The sequence below is a fragment of the Neorhizobium sp. T6_25 genome (assembly GCF_002968555.1).
GTDB lineage: Bacteria > Pseudomonadota > Alphaproteobacteria > Rhizobiales > Rhizobiaceae > Neorhizobium.
In genome coordinates, this window is the sequence record NZ_PVBL01000026.1 from 75220 (window position 1) to 96250 (window position 21031).

Genomic DNA, 21031 nt, shown 5'->3' on the forward strand with positions numbered 1-21031 from the left:
TCAGGAGGCACCCGCTTTACAGTTTTACAGAGCTATCCGTAAAGGCCGATCAGGCAGCCTTTAGGGTCTCTTCCTTCAGCGCATCCTTGAGCGGCTTCGCCAGATCGGTCTTCTCCCAGGAGAAGGAGCCGTCGCGGCCGGCCTTGCGGCCGAAGTGGCCGTAAGCGGACGTCTTGGCATAGATCGGCTTGTTGAGGTCGAGATGGCGGCGGATACCGGTCGGCGACAGGTCCATGACCTTGCGGATGGCGGCTTCCACCTGGTCTTCCGTCACGCCCTTGCCGGTGCCGTGCAGGTCGACATAGATCGACAGCGGCTGGGCGATGCCGATTGCGTAGGAAATCTGGAGGGTGCAGCGGTCGGCAATGCCGGCAGCAACGACGTTCTTCGCCAGATACCGGGCTGCGTAAGCGGCCGAACGGTCGACCTTGGTCGTGTCCTTGCCGGAAAATGCGCCGCCGCCGTGGGGAGCCGCGCCACCGTAGGTGTCGACGATGATCTTGCGGCCGGTAAGGCCTGCGTCACCATCCGGGCCGCCGATGACGAACTTGCCGGTCGGATTGATGTACCACTTGCAATCCTTGGCGATCGGCAGGTCGCCGAGCGCTTCGCGGATGTAGGGTTCGACGACCTGGCGGACCTTTTTGGAGTCCCAGCTCTCGTCGAGGTGCTGGGTGGAAAGAACGATCGAGTCGACGGCGGCCGGCTTGCCGTTCTCGTAGCGTACAGTCACCTGGCTCTTGGCATCCGGGCCGAGCTTGCCGGCGTCACCCTCGCCCTTCTTGCGGGCGATTGCGAGAAGCTGCAGGATCTTGTGGGAATAATAGATCGGCGCCGGCATGAGGTCCGGAGTTTCCTTGCAGGCGTAACCGAACATGATGCCCTGGTCGCCGGCACCTTCGTCGCCCTGCTTGTCGGCAGCGCTGTCAACACCCTGTGCGATATCGGCAGACTGGGAATGCAGCAGCACGTCGATCTTGGCCGTCTTCCAGTGGAAGCCTTCCTGCTCGTAACCGATGTCGCGGATCGCCTTGCGGGCGGCCGACTTGAACTTCGAGGGATTGATGACGTCCTTGCCGTCCTTGTCCTTCTTCATCAGGCTCGGCGGCAGGCGGACTTCGCCGGCAATGACGACACGGTTCGTGGTTGCCAGCGTTTCGCAGGCAATGCGCACGGTCCAGGGATCGACGCCGGTCTTGGCCGCTTCGCGGTACACAAGATCTACAATTTCATCGGAGATACGATCACAAACCTTGTCCGGATGGCCCTCGGCAACGGACTCGCTGGTGAACAGATAACTTGCGCGCATTACGGGATTCCCCTCAAAGAAACGAACGCACCTGTGTTAGTGATTTCCATCGACAAACACAAGCGTACAACGACATAAATATATCTTTATGTCTACAAGTCTGGCATTCCCGCAACACCCCGATGCTTCGGTGCGGGCAACAAAAAAGCGGCCCGGAGGCCGCTTCTGTGCTGATATCAATGAGCCTTATTCGACCTCGGCATCTGCTGCCAGGGCCTTTACGAGATCTACCACACGCCGGCGAACTTTCGGGTCCGAAATCTTCACGAAGGCCCGGTTCAGTTGCAGGCCTTCGGAGGAGGAGAGGAAATCGACCACGTAGTTGGAGCTTGAGGCTTCCGCCATGCCGCCCTGACCGCCCTGATCGCCCGGCGCATCTTCGAAGAAGAAGGAGACCGGCACGTTGAGAATGCTGGAGATGTTCTGCAGACGGCTCGCGCCGACGCGGTTCGTGCCTTTTTCGTATTTCTGAATCTGCTGGAACGTAATGCCAAGGCTTTCACCGAGCTTTTCCTGGCTCATTCCGAGCATGGTCCGGCGAAGGCGAATTCGGCTCCCGACGTGAATATCGATCGGGTTCGGCTTCTTTTTGTTTTCAATCATAACGGTGTCCTGACGACGTTTGTTGTTCAATCCTCACAACCCGGTCTGCGTGTGGAGATACACTTCGTGCGGCTGGTCACAACAGGCTCAACGTTTGAAGCATATGGCGAGACGAAAGGCTGCGACCACTATGCAATTTTAGGGGTTTTTGGTCAATTCGTCCGAAAATTAAAACCAGCGCGCGAGATGGCTGCAATCAACAACATCAATGCAAGAACCAACCAGAAGTGCTGTTCCCGAGCATTTACATCCCAATGCGGGATGGAAATACTTCCCAAGGTTGCGTCCATCACGCCTTTTTGATTATAGTCCAAACCCCGGATCAGCCTCCCGAAGGGGTCAACAACCGCTGAAATGCCGGTATTTGCTCCGCGAATCAACGGCAGGCCGTTTTCGACGGCGCGGATTCGAGCCTGCTGGAAGTGCTGATACGGCCCCGGCGTCGCTCCGAACCAGCCGTCATTGGTAACATTCAGAAGCGCGCTCGCCCGCTCCACATCCGGCCCGATCTCGTCGGGGAAGATCGCCTCGTAGCAGATCAGCGGATAGAAGGTCCTGCCCCCTGGCAGCGTCAGCATGGCCCGCACCGGCGCGGCACTGAAGCCGCCCGGCATGGCGATGGCATCGGGTATGCCGAGATTGCGCAGGAGATCCTCATAGGGAACATATTCCCCGAAGGGGACGAGATGCAGCTTGTCGGAGGCCGATACGATCTGGCCTTTGCTGTCGATCACATAGATGGAATTGTAAAAACGCGGCGCGAAGCCCGCGCCCGCATCTTCCGAACGGACCGCGCCGGTAATCAGAACCTGGCCATCCTGCAGTACCTCGGCGATGCGGGTCAGCGCATCGGGGTTCTGGGTCAGAATGAAGGGCACCGAGGTTTCGGGCCAGACGATGATGTCCGCCCGCTTGCCACCGTTCTCGGGCGGCAAAGCCGACAACGCAAGATGTTCCTCGAAGATCGCCGCCCGTTCGGCATCGTCCAGTTTTCGCGCCTGGTCGATGACCGGCTGAACGATGCGGACGATCGGCTGATTGTCGGCGGCTGGAGCCGGCACGGCGTCGGCGATGTGGAGACGATAGGCGCCATAACCCAGATGGGCGGCAAACAGCAGGACGGCGAGCGTCAGTCCGGTCCGCATGCCTTTTTTTGTGCCGATCAGGGCGGGTGCCGAAAACACGAAGACAGAGAGAACCGTCACGCCGAAAATACCGAGCACGGCTGCGGACTGCATCATCAGCGGCATGGGCATGGCGCCATATCCGACCGCATTCCAGGGAAAGCCGGTGGCGACGAAGCCGCGAAGCCATTCGGCAAGACCGAAGCCGAAGGCGAGCGAGGCCATCCGCCCGAAACCATCCGACCAGAAGATCCGGGCGATCGCCGTCGCGAGACCGTAAAAGAGGGCGAGATAGGCAGGCAGGCCAAGAACCGCGAGCGGCAGCGCCCAGGCAAATTCGTCCGCTTCCACCAGAAGCGCGTTGCCGAGCCACCAGAGGCCGGCGACGAAATAGCCGAAACCGAAGACCCAGCCGATCCAGAAGGCCGACCGGAACCGCGCGAACCGTCCCCCATCCGGATTGCCGGTCGAACCGTCCATCAGCCAGACGAGCAGCGTGAAGGAGATGAAAAGCGCCGCGAAGAAGCCGAAGGGCGGCAGGGCGAGCGCACCGATCGCTCCTGCGAGAAAAGCGACGGCGACGCGCGGGAAGCCCCAGAGAAGCATGATCCTGCCCGCCAGCCGCTCCATCTATGTTCCCTTCCGCCCCCGAATCAGCGGCTGCAGTCTTTCAAAAAATGGCGGGCTTGTCGTGAGGTCAAAGAGGCGGACACCTCAGGGATCATTCAGGCCTGGTGATTGCGCCGGTCGGTATCCTGAGCGGATGGTGCCGGCAGCAGGGCAGTCGTCGGCGTCTGATCGGTGAGCAGCATTTCGCCCTCCCCTTTCTGGCGGCGGCGCGCGAGCGTCCGCTTGCGCAGGATCCGGACGCGCTTGATGCGACGAGGATCGGCCTCCAGAATCTGGAATTCGAAGCCGGGAACCGCCTGCACCACTTCGCCGCGCACCGGAATACGGCCGAGCGCGGAGAAGATCAGGCCGCCCAGGGTATCGACGTCTTCGAGACGGTCGCGAATGTCGAAATCGGAACCGATCGCCTTGGCGATCTCCTCCAGTTCGATACGCGCATCGGCGACGAAGACGTCCTCGCTGGTGCGGGAGAACATGACCTCTTCATTGTCATGTTCGTCCTCGACGTCGCCGATCACCATCTCGACGATATCCTCATGGGTGACGAGACCGTCTGTCCCGCCGTACTCGTCAATGACGAGCGCGAGCTGGGTGCGGGCGGCCTGCATGCTCTGCATGAGGTCGGAGGCGAGCATCGAGGGTGGCACGAACAGGATCTTGCGGATCAGTCCGGCTTCGGCAACCGTCTGCTCAAGGTCGACACGGCCGAGGTCGAAGGCAGGCCGCGGGGTGCGCACGGTCTTTTCCGCCTTTTCCGGCTTGTCGGTGGCAAGCGGCATCGGCTGGGCGGGTGCGGCGCGCGCGCTGGTGCGGCGTTTGTTGCGCGCCTGCTTGGCCAGATAGGACAGGAGGTCGCGGATATGGACCATGCCGCGCGGATCATCGAGCGTGTCGCTGTAGACAGGCATGCGCGAGCGGCCGGTTTCCTCGAAATGGATCATCAGTTCGCCGATCGTCATGGTCATGTCGACCGCCTCGATATCGGCGCGCGGCACCATGATGTCTTCGACGCGAATCTCGCGGAACCGGAGAATGTTGTGCAGCATCGCCCGTTCCTCGGGCGAGAAGGCATTGCTGATATTGGTGTCGGTCATCAGCGCATCGGCAAGGTCCTCGCGGAGCTTCTCGCCCTGCGACGGCCTGAGTAGCCTCACGGCGCGCGACCAGAAAGAGCTTTGGTGTTTTTGGGCTTCCGCTCGAGACGGACTACTGCCCTCTTCCGAGGAACTCGAGTCGGCGTCCTTGCCCTCACGGGTCGGGTTTGTCGAAAAGTCGTTCATTGGTCCAGACTATACTATCGGGTCTTGCCCCGCATAGGGGTCAGATAGGCCAAGGGTAGCCAAAATGCGAGTCTCCAACGCTTCCATTCTTTCCGCTTCGTCCGTCTGCATATGGTCGTAGCCGAACAGATGCAGGAAACCGTGGACGAGCAGATGGGTCAGATGATCCTCGAAACTTTTATCGAGATCAACCGCTTCCCGCTCAACCGTCTCGCGAGCGATGACGATATCGCCGAGCATTGGGCCTGGCATCTTGCCCGGTTCGAGCGGAAAAGCCGGGAAAGACAGCACGTTGGTCGGTTTGTCCTTGCCGCGCCACTCGGCGTTGATTTCCTTGATCGCGGCGTCGTCGGTAAAGACCAGCGACAATTCCGGGGCAGTTTTCGGGAATGGCTGTTTTTCCTGGCCCGCCAGGAATTCGGCCGCCGCGCCAAGCGTTTTTTTGCTTAAGGACAAAAGGGTCGGCTCTTCGGGCCAGCCCTCGTCTTCAATGCTGATCTGTATGTCGAGTTGGGGCATAAGGTTTGGAGCCGACCGTTACCGGTCGCCTTCCTCGCTCTCCTCGTGGACGGCATATTGCGCATCATAGGCCCGTACGATGCGGCCGACCAGCGGATGGCGGACCACGTCGGTATCCTTGAAGCGGATCACCGAAATGCCCTCGACGCCCTTCAGGATCTGAAGCGCTTCCACGAGGCCTGACTTCACGCCGCGTGGAAGATCGACCTGGCTCGGGTCGCCGGTGATGATCATCCGGGCATTTTCGCCGAGACGGGTCAGGAACATCTTCATCTGCATCGACGTGGTGTTCTGCGCCTCGTCGAGGATGACGGCGGCGTTTGCGAGCGTACGGCCGCGCATAAAAGCGAGCGGCGCGATTTCGATGACGCCGGCGGTAATCGCCCGCTCCACTTTGTCGCCCGGCATCATGTCGTAGAGAGCGTCATAGAGCGGCCGCAGATAGGGGTCGACCTTGTCCTTCATGTCGCCGGGCAGAAAGCCCAGGCGCTCGCCGGCTTCTACGGCCGGACGCGACAGGATGATGCGATCGACAGCCCCGCGCTCCAAAAGCTGGGCGGCATGAGCGACGGCGAGATAGGTCTTGCCGGTACCGGCCGGTCCGACGCCGAAGACAAGCTCCGACCGTTCCAGCGCCCGCATATAGGCGTCCTGGGTGGGAGTGCGCGCGACGACCGTCTTCTTCTTGGTGGAAATCTGGCTCATGGAGAGCTTGGCTTTTTTCTCCAGCGTCGGCAGCTGCAGCTGGTCGTCGGCCGCCTGCGCCATGCGGATCGCACCGTCGACATCGGAAGTGTCGACCGAGCCGCCTTTCTGGATGCGTTCGTAGAGGAAATCCAGCGCCCGGCGCGCCTGGTTGGTCGCCGTCAGATCGCCGGAGATGGCCACCGAATTGCCGCGTGCCCTGGCATCGATGTGAAGCCGCTCTTCGAGAAGTTTGAGATTTTGATCGAACTGACCGAAAAGCTCGCTGGCGAACCTATTGTTCTCGAACGTCAGGACAAAGTGATTGGCGTCGGTAGCGGCGGTGCGGGGGTGGCGCGCGGATGAAGAAACCAATTCACGTCCGTTCAAGTAGGGCAAGCTCCTCGATGTTAGCTCAGGCTCCTATTAAACTCCCTGCCGGGTCGGCAAACAAGCTGTTCGGGCCGGTTCCACTGATTCGTACCTGGATAATGTCACCGATTTGCGATGTTTTTGCATCAACATTCACAGATTGAAGCCAGGGAGAACGTCCGATTATCTGTCCTGGCATGCGACCGGGCTTTTCCAGCAACAGGTCGATGACTTTTCCGACACAGGATTTGGCGAATTCGGCCTGCTGTTTCAAGAGCAGGGCCTGCAATCTTTCCAACCGCTCCGCCTTCACCGCTTCCGGCACCTGATCGCCGAGGTCGGCGCCGGGCGTGCCGGGACGGGTCGAATATTTGAAGGAATAGGCCTGGGCGTAGTTCACGTCCTCGACAAGGCGCAGCGTATCTTCGAAGTCCTTGTCCGTCTCGCCGGGGAAACCGACGATGAAATCGCCGGCGATGGCGATATCCGGCCGGGCATCGCGGATGCGCTCGATCAGGCGCAGATATTCTGCACCCGTGTGGCGGCGGTTCATGGCTTTCAGAATGCGGTCCGAACCGGCCTGAACCGGCAGATGCAGGTAGGGCATCAGGGTGCGCAGGTTGCGATGGGCCTCGATCAGCCGGTCATCCATGTCGCGCGGATGGCTGGTCGTGTAACGCAAACGTGCGAGGCCCGGGATTTCCGCCAGGCGATAAAGCAGGTCGCCGAGGCTCCATTCGCCGCCTTTGGGGCCTTCCGCACGCCAGGCATTGACGTTCTGGCCGAGCAGCGTGATCTCGCGCACGCCGCCATCGACGAGCCGCCAGGCTTCGTCGACGATCTGTTGGACGGGACGGGAGACTTCCGACCCGCGCGTATAGGGCACGACGCAGAAGGTGCAGAACTTGTCGCAGCCTTCCTGAACCGTGAGAAAAGCGGTAACGCCGCGGGCGCGGATCTTCGCCTTCTCGGTAACCGGCAGGTGGTCGAACTTGTCCTCGACCGCATATTCGGTGTCGACGACAGGCTTGCCGCCGCGGGCGCGCCTCAGCGCTTCCGGCAGGCGATGATAGGTCTGGGGGCCGATCACCACGTCGACGGCCGGGGCGCGGCGGATGATTTCCTCGCCTTCCGCCTGGGCGACGCAGCCGGCGACGCCGATCATCAACTCCCGGCCCTCGGCAGCGCGTGCCTTCTTCATGTCGCGAAGACGCCCGAGCGCGGAATAGACCTTGTCGGCGGCCTTCTCGCGGATGTGACAGGTGTTGAGGAGGATGAGGTCGGCTTCCCCCATCTCTTCGGTCGGCACGTAACCTTCGCCTGCCAGCGCATCGCTCATGCGGCCTGAATCATAGACATTCATCTGGCAGCCGTAGGTCTTGATGAAGACCTTGCGGGAATTCGGGCGCTGGGCCGGCTCGTCGGCGGGCACGGAAAGAGAGACGTGTTCGTTCATGGCTCGCTCCATACCGCAAGAAGACCCGGAAATGAAGCGTTTCCTAAAGCGCTTCGTAATCACGACCCCGCAGATGGCGGATCAGCATGCGCCGAAGCCGGCTCGTCACGGCCATGCTCAGGTGCTTGCGGTTATCGCCGGCGCGGAAATCGACCGTTTCCCCGAAGCCGACGTCCACGTCGAGCGCGCCTTCCTTCAGGACGCCAAGCAGATGCGGCACGAGTTCGATATCGCCTGGCCACGCCGCGATCGGCCGATGATAACGCCCCATGGCCATGCCGTGGACGCGGGTATAGGCGATCGCCACCGGTTGGATATGCACGACGCCTTCCGGCGTGCGCTGTACCGCGGCAGCAGCAGCGCCGAACAGCGATGACTTGACCTCCAGAAGCCGGTTGCCGTCGGAAGTGGTGCCCTCGGGAAAAAGCACGACGATTTCGCCGGCTGCCATGCGCTCGGCGATCTCGTTCACCTGATCTCCGGTGCGGCGCTTCTGCTCGCGAGCGACGAAGATGCTTTTCTGCAGCTTGGCGAGCGTGCCGAAGACCGGCCATTCCGACACTTGCATCTTGGCAATGAAGACCACGTCGGCGATTGCGCCGAGCACCAGAATGTCCTTCCACGAGGCATGATTGCAGGCAAGCATCAGCGGCCGGCGGCGATCCGGTGTTCCGTGGACATGAATGCGGATGCCAAGCAGAAAACAGGCAGTCTTATGCCAGTAGCGCGGGATATAGCGGCGGATCTTGAGGTCGAAGGCGAGGCCGAGGAGCTGAAACGGCAACAGGACCAGCGTAACTGCGAAAAGAGCAACGAAAACGAAGCCGATCCGCGCCCAAGTAATCACTTATCGTCCTTGTCCAGCGGGATGCCGTAGAGCTCCAGCCGGTGGCCGACGAGACGGAATCCATGCTCCCGGGCAATGCGTTCCTGCAGCGCCTCGATTTCGGCCGAGCGGAACTCGATGACATTGCCGGTGTTGAGATCGATCATATGGTCATGATGTTCCTCGGGCACGGTCTCGTAACGCGAGCGGCCGTCGCGGAAATCGTGACGTTCGATGATCCCTTCGTCCTCGAACAATTTTACCGTGCGGTAGACCGTCGAGATGGAGATACGCGGATCGACCTTGGAGGAGCGGCGATAGAGTTCCTCGACATCCGGATGGTCAACGGACTCCTGCAGTATACGCGCGATCACGCGGCGTTGATCCGTCATTCGCATGCCTTTCTCGGCACACAGCTCCTCCAGGGTCTTGGAAAGGTCTGTCATGTCGTTTTGGCCTTCGAAACGTTCCCGTAGAAAGTAACGGACTAACGAAGAACTCGGCTCATGACAAGCGCCGTGGATCGCGTCCCGTCCGGCCCGGCATAATAGGCGGGGCGCTCGCCGACTTTCTGGAAACCGAGCTTGCGGTAAAGCTCGACAGCCGGGCGATTGGCCGCCTCCACTTCCAGAAACATGCTCTCACCGCCGCGCGCCGCCGCCTCGCGCAGGGCGGCCTGCATCAGACGCCAGCCGAGGCCCACCCGGCCGTATTTCTCGTTAATGGCGACCGTCAGGATCTCCGCCTCTCCGGCCGCTTCCCGCGACAGAACGAAACCGCCGAGCGGCTTGGAGAAAAACGCATTGGTCTGACGCGCGACAAAACCGAAGACATTTTGCTGCAGGAGCAGGTTCTGGAATTCGCCGTCACTCCATTGGCGCGGAAATCGCTGGCCATGCAGCTCGGAGATCTCCCGGCAATCGCTTGCCTCCATCGGCACGACTTCGAAATACGGCTTCCAGGTCAGGTAATCGTCGAGCATCGGCGCAGTCTGTGCATTCACGAACGGGCAAGGGCAAAACCGGTCTGCGGTTTCGCATCTGGTCCACGAAGATACAATGGTTTGGGGCGTTGCGCATCCACAGGTTTTTCAGCGGCGATGCGGGCGACCACGGCAATATCGAAACGGTCCCGCCCGTCATGTTCGGCCACTCCCTTGCCAAGGGAATGCTCTACCCAGGAGCCGGTCATCACCGCCGAGAGGGACTTGGCAAGTTCCGAAGCATCCTCTGGCGAAAGTGCTGCGGGTTGGCTCAACGCCTCGCCATTGGCGGAAAACGCCTGGGTATAGACCTCGTTGCGCTTGGCATCCATGGCAACAACGACCGGCTGGCCGGGGTGTTCGCCAAGAAACTTGACCGCTAGGGCCTCGAGCGTTGTCACGCCGACCGATTCGACACCGAGCGCGAGCGCGAAACCACGGGCGGCGGCAACACCGACGCGAATGCCGGTGAAAGAGCCGGGGCCGATGACGACTGCAACACGCTCGACGGCTTTGAGGGGAAGACCGGCTGCAGCGAGCGCTTCGTCGATGACCGACATCAGCCGTTCGGCATGGCCCTTGCCGATCGTCTCGGTGACTTCAGACAGCACTTTGCCCGCGGCGCTGTCATAGAGCGCTGCGGAGCAATCCACCCCGGCGGTATCGATGGTGAGAACAATCATTCAACGGTGCCGGCGGGCTCAGAGCGCTTCGACGGCCTGCACTTCCGGAACGAAATGCTTGAGCAGGTTCTGCACCCCGTGCTTCAGCGTCGCCGTGGAAGACGGGCAGCCGGAGCATGCACCCTTCATGTTGAGGTAGACCGTGCCGTCGCGGAAACCCTTGAAGGTAATGTCGCCGCCATCCTGGGCGACGGCCGGGCGGACGCGGGTTTCAAGCAGTTCCTTGATCGTCGCGACGATCGTTTCGTCGTCCTCGTCGAAGAACTCGCCTTCGATGTCGGATGCTTCAGCAAGCGTGGACGTACCGCCCATGACCGGCGCGCCGGACATGAAATGCTCCATGATCGAGCCGAGGATCGCCGGCTTCAGGTGCTGCCATTCGGCGCTGTCCTTGGTGACGGTGATGAAGTCGTAACCGAAATAGACGCCGGTGACGCCGGAGATGCCGAACAGGCGCTCGGCCAGCGGTGATGCTTCCGCCTCGCCGGCGTTGCGGAAATCGGCGGTGCCTTTTTCCATGACGACTTTGCCGGGCAGGAACTTCAGGGTCGCCGGGTTGGGGGTGGCTTCCGTCTGAATGAACATCTCGTCTCTCCTGGGGCACGGCGCCCCTCGCAAATTTAGAACTCTTCAAAAGAAGATAAGCCGTATCAGCTTTTCGTTCAAGTGCTCCTTTGCCTGCGCAAGATCAAGTCCGCAATCAGGCCAGGGCGTCAATTTCCTCGGCCGTCAGCGTGTCGGGCAACACGGTGACGGGAATCGGGAAGGCAGCAACGGCGGACACCAGGGGTCCCGGCCCTTCCTTGGTGGAGCCGGCCGCCAGCACGAGGACCGCAATGTCGCGGTCTTCCTCGACCAGCTGGATGATCTGTTCGCTGGCGTTACCTTCGCGGATGACGATTTCCGGATCGATGCCGATCGTATCGCGCACCTTCTGGGCGGCCTTGGCCATCACCGCATCCGCTTCTTCGCGGGCCTCGGCACGCATGATCTGCTCGACGCCCAGCCATTGCTGGAAATCGCCTTCGGGAATGACGAAAAGCAGGACGAGACCGCCATTGGAGTTCTTGGCGCGACGCCCGGCATAGTGGACCGCCTTTTCACATTCCGGCGTGCCGTCGATGACGGCCATGAACTTGCGCCGGTGCCCTTCAAGCCGCGAAAGCCGTTTCGATACCATGCCGCCCCTCCTTCGCATGTAGACGACCCAAGCAGTCGTGATGCGGAACTTATACCAACCGAAAAAAATGAAAACCCGCCACGAATGTCGTGACGGGTATGCAATCCTTGCGTGACTTGAGAGCGCCGATAGTCTCAGCGCAGGAAACCGACGATGTCGAAGACGTCTCCCATGACCTTCTCGGCACGGGCGCGGGCGCGCTCGCCACCGTCCTTGAGGATGGCGTCGATATGGGTCGTGTCGTCCATCAGCCGGCGCATTTCCGATGTGATCGGCGCGAGCACGTGCACGGCGAGGTCGGCCAGCGCGGGCTTGAAGACCGAAAACTGCTGGCCGCCATATTCCGCGAGAACGTCGGCCTTGGTCCTGTCCGCAAGGGCTGCATAGATGCCGACGAGGTTGTCGGCTTCCGGGCGGCCCTTGAGGCCTTCGAGTTCGCTCGGCAGGCCCTCCGGATCGGTCTTGGCCTTGCGGATCTTCTTGGCGATCTCTTCCGGCTCGTCCATCAGGTTGATGCGCGACAGATCCGACGGGTCGGATTTCGACATCTTCTTGGTGCCGTCACGCAGCGACATGACGCGTGGCGCCGGCCCCTCGATCAACGGCTCGACCAGTGGGAAGAAACCATGGATCGGCTCCTCGCCGACGACCATGTCGACGCCGGTGCCGGCGGCGCGGATCTTCTCCTGGAAGTCGATGTTGAACTTCTGGGCGATATCGCGGGCGAGTTCCAGGTGCTGCTTCTGGTCGTCGCCGACCGGCACGTGGGTGGCGCGGTAGACGAGAATGTCGGCGGCCATCAGGCTCGGATAGGCGAGCAGGCCGAGCGAGGCGTTCTCGCGATCCTTGCCGGCCTTGTCCTTGAACTGGGTCATGCGGTTCATCCAGCCGATGCGGGCGACGCAATTGAAGACCCAGGCAAGCTCCGCGTGCTGCGGCACGGCCGACTGATTGAAGACGATATGTTTCTTCGGATCGATACCCGAGGCGATGAAGGCGGCGGCGATCGAGCGGATCTGTCCCCGCAGGTCGTCATGGACGAGCTGGGCGGTGATCGCGTGCAGATCGACGACGCAATAGATGCAGTCGTTATTTTCCTGCAGCGCCACGAATTTGCGGATCGCGCCGAGGTAGTTGCCGAGATGGAGATTGCCGGTCGGCTGGACGCCGGAAAAGACAAGCGGCTTGAAGGTATTCATATCGTCCTCAATTAGGCTGGTGGAGGGCCCCAGACCCGAAGGGTCATGTTGCTAACGCGCGGGCTTATGCACGGCGAAGCGCGGAGGATCAAGAGCATCAGCGGGCCGCGTGTTCAATCAGATCCCAGGTGTTGCCGTAGGGATCGGCAAACACCGCCACCGACCCGTAAACCTCATGGCGCGGCTCCTCGAGGAAACGGACGCCTTTGGCGGTCATGGCGGCATGATCGCGGACGAAATCGTCCGTTTTCAGGAAGAAGCCGACCCGGCCGCCGGTCTGGTTGCCGATTGCCGCCTTCTGCGTGTCGGTGGCGGCCTTAGCCAATAGCAGCGCCGCGCCCTCGCCGCCCTTCGGCTTCACCACGACCCAACGCTTGCCCTCCGGCTGCACGCTGTCCTCCAGGCAGTCGAAGCCGAGGGCGCCGCAATAAAAATCCTTGGCCCGGTCGTAGTCGTCGACAATCAGGGCCACCAGAAACAGCGATTGAACGGGCATCAAAAAACTCCGGACTCGATTGACTTTCAGCCGACCAGAAATTGCGGGTGAACGCGGTCTTGGCAAGGGTGGAAGAGCCGCTCAGGGCGCCTGCCGGACCACTACAACGACAAAAGAACCACCACCATAGCCATTCGAGGTAGGGCCGGGAAAGGGTTACCTCTTTGGGAGCATCTCGCCTACGTCAATACTCCTAAAGGAAAAATTTTTCCTGGGACCCCTCCGAAAAGATTAACGGGCGTTAGTCTTTTAGGCAGCCATAATCCCATTTCTGAGCAAAAGTCTCCTTATTCGCGCCCCTTTTGGAAAGGAAATACCCAAGCGTACCACGGTTAACCGGTCATGAACGACACGGTCTGTCCTCGGGGGATCCCCATGCGCATCATATTTCGCGTCGCGCTTTCCTGCCTATTGGCGCTAGGCCTGAATGTCACCGCAGAAGCTGGCGAAAGCCAAAAGCGAAGAAGTACTTCCTTCAAGCACGATTATTCAGCCTTCTTTACCGTGCAGCGGGTCAGCGTTCGCACGAGTTGCTTTCCGGAAAAATTGGGGGCCATCCTTGCGCATATCGCGCGACAGACCGGCCACAAACCGATGGTCACGTCCGGCCATCGGCCGCATTCGGGCAGGTCGCAGCATAGTCATTGTTATGCGGCCGACATCCGGGTACCGGGCGTATCGGAGCGAGCGATCCTTGCCGCTGCGGCCAGCGCACCCGGCATCGGCGGCATCGGCCGCTATTGCAACGGTATCGTCCATGTGGATGTCGGGCCGAAACGCCGGTGGGCATATTGCGGGCGGCGCAAGCGGGCTTAGGCCTTAGGCTTCCGCTTGATGTTCCGGCGTATCATGCCGATGTCGGCGCCGCCGATCAGGAAAGCGCAGGCGAAATAGACGGCCATCGCCAGGACAAGCAGGCCGGAGAGAGCCGCGGCCTGATGGATCAGCAGGGCATCCGGGGCCAGCCACGGGCCGGCATGGCGGAGCGCATAGATCAGCGCTGCGGACATGATCGCGGTCGAGACGAGCAGCAGGCCCGTACGCCTCGCGAGTGCCCATTCCCAGGTGAGATGGCCGCGCCAGACGAGCGTCGTGAACAGCAGGATGGTATTCGTCCAGCCCGCAGCTGCCTCGGCAGTCGCGATGCCGCGCTCGGCGATCAGCGGGAAAAGCGAAATCGCCAGGCCGGAATTGATGACGACCGAGAGCATGGTGAAACGCATCGGCGTCCTGGTGTCCTCGCGAGCATAAAAGCCGGGCTGCAGCGCCTTGATCAGCACGAAGCCCGGCAGACCTATGCCATAGATCGCAAGGATTCCAGCGACGACCGAGGTGTTTTCGGCGGAGAAGGCGCCGCGCTCGTAAAGCACGCGAATGATCGCGTCCGACAGGATCCAGAGCCCGGCTGCGGCCGGAAGCGTCAGGAACAGCACAAATTCGATCGAACGGTTCTGGGTATTGGCGGCTTCCTTGAGATGCCCGCCCTTCAAGGCACGCGCAAGTTCCGGCAGGAGCACGACACCGACGGCGACGCCGACCACACCGAGCGGAAGCTGGTAGATGCGGTCGGCATATTGGAGGGCGGCGATCGCGCCTTCCTTGCCGGAGGCGATCGCCTGGCCGATGATCTGGTTGATCTGGGTGATGCCGCCGGTGACGGCGGCCGGTACGGCCAGCACCAGAAGGCGCTTGACGTTCGGCGTCATCCTGGGGCGGCGGAAGCCGATGTTGATGCCGGCATGGCGAACCCCGGCATAGACCACGGCGAGCTGCAGTATGCCGGCGGCCAGAACGCTCCAGGAAAGATACCAGGCGATGGTCAGCGGATCGGCATGGATCCAGAGGCCGTAGAGCAGCGCCCCGATCATCACCACGTTCAGGAAGATCGGGGCGATGGCGGCCGCAAAGAAGTGATGCAGCGAATTGAGCATGCCGCTCATCATCGCCGTCAGCGACATGCACATCAGATAGGGAAACATCACCGCTGCTAAGCGGATGGTGATGGAGGTCTTTTCGGGATCGTCAGCGAATCCCGGTGCGATGATCCATTCCACCAGCCATGGCATCATCAGTTCCATGACGATGGTGATAATCATCAAGGCAGAGAAGAGAACGCCGAAAACCTCTTCCGAAAAGCGCTTGGCGCCCTCGACGCCGTTCGCCTCGATCTCTTTCGAAAACAGCGGTACGAAAGCGGCGTTGAAGGCGCCCTCGGCAAACAGCCGGCGGAAGAGGTTGGGGAAGCGGAAGGCCGCATAAAAGACGTCGGCCATCGGGCCGGTGCCGAGCGCCGCCGCCATGAAGGTCTCGCGCGCAAAACCGAAAATCCGGCTGCCGAGGGTCGCTCCGCCGACTGTAGCGAATTTCCGGACTAGGCTCATCGGGAAGGGCTCATCGGACGAAACTCATACGCTGGCCTTGGACTTGCGCGGCTGGGACGCCTGGTCCGGATTGGGGGCCGGCGCGATCATGCCCATCGGCATGCCGCTTCTGAGTTCGTCCTCCTGCTCGGACATCACAGCCTTCAGCCGCGCGGCGATATTGCCCTGGCGGTTCTCGTTGACGACCTTCTGGCCGACGAGATCGGTGACATAGAAGGTATCGATGACCTTTTCGCCGAAGGTGGTGATGCGTGCCGAATGGATGTCGAGCGAGAGATCGGCGAGCACGGCGGTGATATCCGCAAGCAGGCCGGTGCGGTCGAGGCATTCCACCTCGATGACCGTGAACTTGTTCGACAGGCCGTTCGAGAGAATGACCGACGGCGGAATGGTGAAGGTTTTGTTGCGCTTGCGGGACTTGGCACGCGTCGCGATGACTTCCGGCAGCCGCTTCTTACCCGACAGCACGTCCTCGATCATCCGGCTGATCGTACCGGCGCGGCGCAATTCGTCCTCGTCCACCGGGAATTCCCGGTTGATCAAAATGGTATCGAGCGCCCGCCCGTCCGAGGTCGTGAAGATCTGCGCATCGGCGATGTTGGCGCCCGCCGCGGCGCAGGCGCCGGCGATGATCGACAACAGGCGGGGATGGTCCGGCGCCAGGACGGTGATCTCGGTGATGGCGTGGAAACTGTCGGTCCTCACCATGGTGGCGAGCGCCTGGCCTGCCTTGTCCGTGTCTCGGAGGAACTTCGTATGGCGGACCTGGTCGTCTAGCGAGACCGACAGGAGGTAGGGCTGGTAGTGCAGTTTCGAATAGGTGCGGCGGTCCTTGGCGCTCCAGTCGGCCAATGCCTTGACGAGCTCCTCCTCGGCGACCTTGGCGCGCTCCTTGCGCGACACTTCCGAAAAGCCGCCAGAGAGCAGCAGCTCTGTCTCGTAGTAGAGCGTGCGCAGCAGCTGGCCTTTCCAGCCGTTCCACACACCCGGGCCAACGGCGCGGATATCGCAGATGGTCAGGATCAAGAGCAGCTTCAGCCGGTCCATCGACTGCACCTTTTCGGCGAAGTCGGTGATCGTCTTGCGGTCGTGCAGGTCGCGGGTCTGAGCCGTCATCGACATCAGGAGATGCACTTCGATCAGCCAGACAACGAGTTCGGTCTGCTTGGCATTGAGCCCGAGACGCGGGCAGATCTTGCGCGCGATGCGGGCGCCTGCGATCGAATGATCCTCCTGGCGGCCTTTGGCAACGTCGTGAAGCAGCACGGCGACGTAAAGCGCCTCGCGCTCTTCGACGCTCGGCATCACCTTGTTGGCAAGCGGGTGGATATCGGCAGCCTTGCCCTTGTCCACTTCCGACAGCGCCTCGACGGAGCGGATCAGATGCTCGTCGACCGTATAGTGATGATACATATTGAACTGCATCATCGCGACCACCTTGCCGAACTCCGGAATGAAGCGGCCGAGCACGCCTGCCTCGTTCATCCGGCGCAGCATCAGCGCCGGATCACGCCGCGAGGTCAGCATCGAGAGGAAAAGCCGGTTGGCCTCCTCGTTCTCGCGTACATCGTTGTCGATCAGCGAGAGCGAGCGGGTCATGCGCTTCAGGGCATCGGGATGGAGCTCCAGCCCGTTGATATCGGCCACATGGAAAAACCGGATGATATTGACCGGGTCGCGCTTGAAGACGTTCGGATCGGCAAGCGTGATGCGGCCGCGATCCACGACGAATTCCACGGTGCCGGGGATCTTGTGGAGGCGTTTGGTGAAGCGTGAGATGACGCGGTTTGTAAGGCCGGGTGCTGCCTTCGCCTGCTGTTCCTCCAGCGCGGCGCAGAGAATGCGGGTCAGATCGCCGACATTCTTCGACACGAGGAAATAGTGCTTCATGAAGCGCTCGACCGCGGAGAGGCCGGGGCGCGAGTGATAACCGAGGCTCTCGGCGATCTCGCGCTGGATATCGAAGGAGAGACGCTCCTCGGCCTTGCCGGTCAGGAAATGCATCTGGCAGCGCACCGCCCAAAGGAAGTCGTCGGCCTTTTCGAACGAGCGCGCTTCCTCCCGGGAAAGAACGCCCACCTTGACGAGCTCGGTTGTTTCGCGAACCCGGTAATAATATTTGGCGATCCAGAAGAGGGTGTGAAGGTCGCGCAGGCCGCCCTTGCCTTCCTTGACGTTGGGCTCGACCAGATAGCGCGTATCGCCGGCCTTCTCGTGGCGATTGTCGCGCTCGGCAAGCTTGGCGGCGATGAATTCCGGACCGGTATCGGCGACGATTTCCTTGTCGAAACGGCTCTCGAGGTCGTTCACCAGCGCCTCGCGGCCGCAGATGTAACGGCTTTCGAGAATGGCGGTGCGGATCGTCATGTCGGTCTTGGACAGCCGGATGCATTCTTCGACGGTGCGGGTCGCATGACCGACCTTGAAGCCCATGTCCCACAGCACATAGAGCAGGAACTCGACGGCCTTGCGCATGGTCTCGGTATTTCGGGGAGGCAGCAGGAACAGGAGATCGATGTCCGAACCAGGCGCCAGCGTATCGCGGCCGTACCCGCCGACGGCCGCCACGGCGATATCCGTGCCCTCGCTATAGAAGCCCTCGGCAATCGTCTCGTAGAGAACACGGATCAGCTGGTCCTGGAGCCAGGAGATGCGGCGGGCGCAATTCAGCCCGCTGCCGTCCTTGGAAAGGAGCTGGCGGGCCTTTTCGCGGCCCTCGACGCTTGCCCGGCGCAGCAACGGCAGAAGTGCCGCCCGCAATTCGAGCTGGGGGCGATCCTTGTCCTTGACGATCGCCCTGCAATCGCCCCGAAGACGGGCCACGTCGAGAAGTTCAGAAAAATCGATGTCGTGTCTGGCCATGTTATCCTGCCGGTGCCCGGCCTGCGGAGGGAGGCTATAATCGTTTTGAGGCACCTTGACCAACGATTATCATCATCGGACGTTTCAAAGTTGTTGCTTCCTGCATCGAAGTTCAAGCCGATATTTTTCTGGCACCGGCGTCTTGTGCGGTCCTTGCCTCGGCCCTCCACTGCTTGGGGTTCGTCCCCGTCACCCGACGGAATTCCCGATTGAAGTTCGATTTCGTCGAAAACCCGACGTCCAGCATGATCTGGATCACCGTCCGCTCGGTTTCCCGCAGAAGGCGGCAGGCCTCGGCGACGCGGCGGTCGTTGACGAACTGCGAGACATTCAGCCCGGTCACCCGATTGATGGCGGCAGAGACCTCACGGGCCGGAAGCCTCGCCTTGCGGGCGAGCCTGGCAAGGCTCAGGTCTTCGCTCCTGTAAAGCTCCCCCTCCTCCAGGGCCGCCTCGACAAGGGATAACGTGGCCTTGTCTTCTTCGGTCGGCTTGAGTGCGGGGGGAACGGCTGTCGGTTTGGGCTGCGAGAAATCGGGGGCGAAATAATAGACGATCACGGCGGCGATCACCGTGAGGTTCATCATTGTGACAGCCAACGGTACATCGCCTGAGCCGTAGATACTCGTGTAGGCCGCCAGCGAGGCATCACTCGCGGCGAAAAACAGCATCAGCCCAGCGGTCAAACGAGCGGCGCGCAGAGCCGGCCCCATGCGCGGAAGTGAAGCCTCCGCCATGACGTCGGCGCCGCCCGAGAGCGTGAGACGCCAGAGCGCGATGCCATAACCGAAGAAGATCGCCAGCAGCAGGGGATCAACGAGAACGCGGAGGAAACCGACGGCGGCGGCGACGAGCAGAGGCGGCAGGATATGCAGCCAGGGCCGGTCGAGGCGTTCGTCCATCAATGCTCGGAAGGCCAGGAAGGCAAGCGGCGGCATGAGCGCGGCGGTCACCGGCTGGACCGGTGCGAGCGCCTTGACGCCATAGCCGAAATGCAGGCCGACGATCACACCCTGCAGGGCATAGAGGATGAGGAAAGCGAAGAAATAACGACGCGATCCGGGCGCGTCGACGCCCTTCAGGCTGCGGTAGAGCGTCAGCGCGAAAACAAGGCCGGCAAGAAAGGGCAAGGGAACGGACAGCACGTGGAGCCCCGGTAAAAGCGGCCTAAATCATGATCTTGATGGCCTTTATCACGTTCGAGGTCGAAAGGCATGCGGATCGAAGGCTTTGTTGCGAGGTCTCAACGAGCCCCGCAGGAGCCAATCATGCCCTCTACTCTCCGCCTTCTCTCGCTTGTCGTGCCGCTGCTTGCATTGCCGCTATCGGCATCGGCCTTCGAAGCCGGTACGACCTGGATCACGATCAATCCGCCACATCGCGGCGTCCCCGAACGCGTGCTGATCACCTATCCGGCAAAGGCAGATGGCGACCCATATACGCTCGGTGCCGATGCACTGTGGACGGGCGTGCCGGCCAGGCGCAATGCGACGCCGGTGGCAGAGAAATTCCCATTGGTGATCCTCAGCCACGGCTCGGGCGGCAATGCGTCGGCGCTCGGTTGGCTTTCGACGCAGCTTGCCGAAAACGGCTTCATCGTCGCGGCTCCAAATCACATACACAGCACGTCCGGCGATTCCATTCCGATCGAGAGTTTCAAGATCTGGGACCGGCCGAAGGACGTAACGGCGCTGATCGATGCGATACTCGCCGATCCGCAATGGTCGAAGCTGGTGGATCCGGGCCGTATCGGCGGCATCGGCTTTTCGCTGGGTGGTACGACCCTGATGCTTTCGGCAGGGGCACGCGGATCGCTTGCCGACTACCAGGCCTATTGCGCAACGATGAGCGCTCCGGAATCGGACTGCGCCTGGTTCAGACGGGGAGGCGTGGATTTTTCCAAGGTCGACCGCGAGACTTTCGACGGCAGCTACAAGGACCCGCGCCTCTCGGCGCTGGTCGCCGTTGATCCCGGTCTGGCGCCGGCCTATCAGGCCGACAGCGCGAAGGCGATCGGCATCCCGACGCTCATCGTCAACCTCGGAGAGGGCGTCGAGGTCCCAAAGGCGGTGCGGGCTGATGAACTCGTCAAGCAGATCCCAGGGGCCGAGTACGCGGCCATTCCCGACGCGGTTCACCTGAGTTTTCTCGCCGTCTGCAATCCTGACGGCCGCGAGGTTCTGAAGGCCTACGGCGAGGAAGATCCCCTCTGCGACGATGGCGGCGACATCCCGCGCGAAATCCTGCACCGGCAGATGTTCTTCAAGATCGCCGTGTTTCTCCGGAAAACGCTAGTCGAGCGTTAGGACCGATCGACATAGGATTCCCAAATCGCCTGAAGGCTGATTCATAGGCTCCCGTGTTCAACGCGGAGGTCTGCGGGTGGCAGCCAGACGGTATGAATTGAGCGATGTGCAGTGGGCGCAGATTGCGTCGTTGTTGCCCG

The 21031-nt window shown here is 61.4% G+C and carries 20 protein-coding genes; 2 read left to right on the forward strand and 18 right to left on the reverse strand.

The genetic code is table 11. The features are described from left to right. Positions 1–49: 49 nt before the first annotated feature. From metK to C5L10_RS26840, 15 genes are all read right to left on the reverse strand, one after another. Entirely contained in the window at positions 50–1309 is a 1260-nt protein-coding gene (gene metK, locus C5L10_RS26770) for a methionine adenosyltransferase (RefSeq protein ID WP_046630465.1), read from the reverse strand. A 186-nt stretch (positions 1310–1495) separates the two neighbouring features. Continuing rightward, positions 1496–1912, reverse strand: a complete 417-nt coding sequence (locus tag C5L10_RS26775) for a helix-turn-helix domain-containing protein (RefSeq protein ID WP_037079404.1) — start codon at positions 1910–1912, stop codon at positions 1496–1498. Between the two features lie 152 nt (positions 1913–2064). Further along, positions 2065–3666 (reverse strand): apolipoprotein N-acyltransferase, encoded by a 1602-nt coding sequence (gene lnt / locus C5L10_RS26780; protein WP_105432145.1) that lies wholly within the window; start codon positions 3664–3666, stop codon positions 2065–2067. Between the two features lie 95 nt (positions 3667–3761). Further along, positions 3762–4946: a hemolysin family protein gene (locus C5L10_RS26785; protein WP_046630461.1), complete on the reverse strand. Its 1185-nt coding sequence runs from the start codon at positions 4944–4946 to the stop codon at positions 3762–3764. Positions 4947–4955: 9 nt separating this feature from the next. Beyond that, entirely contained in the window at positions 4956–5465 is a 510-nt protein-coding gene (ybeY, locus tag C5L10_RS26790) for an rRNA maturation RNase YbeY (protein WP_046630460.1), read from the reverse strand. An 18-nt stretch (positions 5466–5483) separates the two neighbouring features. Next, complete coding sequence (locus tag C5L10_RS26795) at positions 5484–6539, reverse strand: PhoH family protein (RefSeq protein WP_046630458.1); 1056 nt, start codon at positions 6537–6539, stop codon at positions 5484–5486. A gap of 25 nt (positions 6540–6564) precedes the next feature. Then, positions 6565–7977: a tRNA (N6-isopentenyl adenosine(37)-C2)-methylthiotransferase MiaB gene (miaB, locus tag C5L10_RS26800; protein WP_105432146.1), complete on the reverse strand. Its 1413-nt coding sequence runs from the start codon at positions 7975–7977 to the stop codon at positions 6565–6567. A gap of 43 nt (positions 7978–8020) precedes the next feature. Further along, on the reverse strand, positions 8021–8824 hold the full coding sequence (locus C5L10_RS26805) for a 1-acyl-sn-glycerol-3-phosphate acyltransferase (protein ID WP_105432147.1): 804 nt from the start codon (positions 8822–8824) through the stop codon (positions 8021–8023). Beyond that, positions 8821–9249, reverse strand: coding sequence for a Fur family transcriptional regulator (locus C5L10_RS26810; protein ID WP_046603134.1), 429 nt, complete (start codon positions 9247–9249; stop codon positions 8821–8823). The genes C5L10_RS26805 and C5L10_RS26810 overlap by 4 nt, the downstream gene beginning before the upstream one ends. 41 nt (positions 9250–9290) lie before the next feature. Further along, positions 9291–9785, reverse strand: coding sequence for a GNAT family N-acetyltransferase (locus C5L10_RS26815; RefSeq protein ID WP_046631496.1), 495 nt, complete (start codon positions 9783–9785; stop codon positions 9291–9293). 17 nt (positions 9786–9802) lie between these two features. After that, positions 9803–10468, reverse strand: coding sequence for a tRNA (adenosine(37)-N6)-threonylcarbamoyltransferase complex dimerization subunit type 1 TsaB (gene tsaB / locus C5L10_RS26820; protein WP_105432148.1), 666 nt, complete (start codon positions 10466–10468; stop codon positions 9803–9805). 18 nt (positions 10469–10486) lie between these two features. Next, complete coding sequence (locus C5L10_RS26825; protein WP_105432149.1) at positions 10487–11053, reverse strand: NifU family protein; 567 nt, start codon at positions 11051–11053, stop codon at positions 10487–10489. A 115-nt stretch (positions 11054–11168) separates the two neighbouring features. Continuing rightward, positions 11169–11648: a universal stress protein gene (locus tag C5L10_RS26830; RefSeq protein ID WP_038539180.1), complete on the reverse strand. Its 480-nt coding sequence runs from the start codon at positions 11646–11648 to the stop codon at positions 11169–11171. A 134-nt stretch (positions 11649–11782) separates the two neighbouring features. After that, on the reverse strand, positions 11783–12847 hold the full coding sequence (gene trpS / locus C5L10_RS26835) for a tryptophan--tRNA ligase (protein ID WP_105432150.1): 1065 nt from the start codon (positions 12845–12847) through the stop codon (positions 11783–11785). Between the two features lie 97 nt (positions 12848–12944). Further along, positions 12945–13343: a VOC family protein gene (locus C5L10_RS26840; RefSeq protein WP_105432151.1), complete on the reverse strand. Its 399-nt coding sequence runs from the start codon at positions 13341–13343 to the stop codon at positions 12945–12947. Positions 13344–13718: 375 nt separating this feature from the next. On the opposite strand from C5L10_RS26840, the gene C5L10_RS26845 reads away from it, so the two are divergent. Further along, entirely contained in the window at positions 13719–14159 is a 441-nt protein-coding gene (locus C5L10_RS26845) for a DUF882 domain-containing protein (protein ID WP_046630444.1), read from the forward strand. Here C5L10_RS26845 and murJ read toward each other — a convergent pair. The 3 genes from murJ to C5L10_RS26860 form a co-directional block, all read right to left on the reverse strand. After that, entirely contained in the window at positions 14156–15724 is a 1569-nt protein-coding gene (gene murJ / locus C5L10_RS26850) for a murein biosynthesis integral membrane protein MurJ (RefSeq protein ID WP_105432152.1), read from the reverse strand. The two genes, C5L10_RS26845 and murJ, sit on opposite strands and share 4 nt — an antisense overlap. Positions 15725–15748: 24 nt before the next feature. Further along, positions 15749–18586, reverse strand: a complete 2838-nt coding sequence (locus tag C5L10_RS26855) for a [protein-PII] uridylyltransferase (protein ID WP_105432153.1) — start codon at positions 18584–18586, stop codon at positions 15749–15751. 112 nt (positions 18587–18698) lie between these two features. Continuing rightward, entirely contained in the window at positions 18699–19730 is a 1032-nt protein-coding gene (locus C5L10_RS26860) for an AraC family transcriptional regulator (RefSeq protein ID WP_105432154.1), read from the reverse strand. A gap of 123 nt (positions 19731–19853) precedes the next feature. On the opposite strand from C5L10_RS26860, the gene C5L10_RS26865 reads away from it, so the two are divergent. Continuing rightward, positions 19854–20891 (forward strand): dienelactone hydrolase family protein, encoded by a 1038-nt coding sequence (locus tag C5L10_RS26865; RefSeq protein ID WP_105432155.1) that lies wholly within the window; start codon positions 19854–19856, stop codon positions 20889–20891. Positions 20892–21031: the final 140 nt, after the last annotated feature.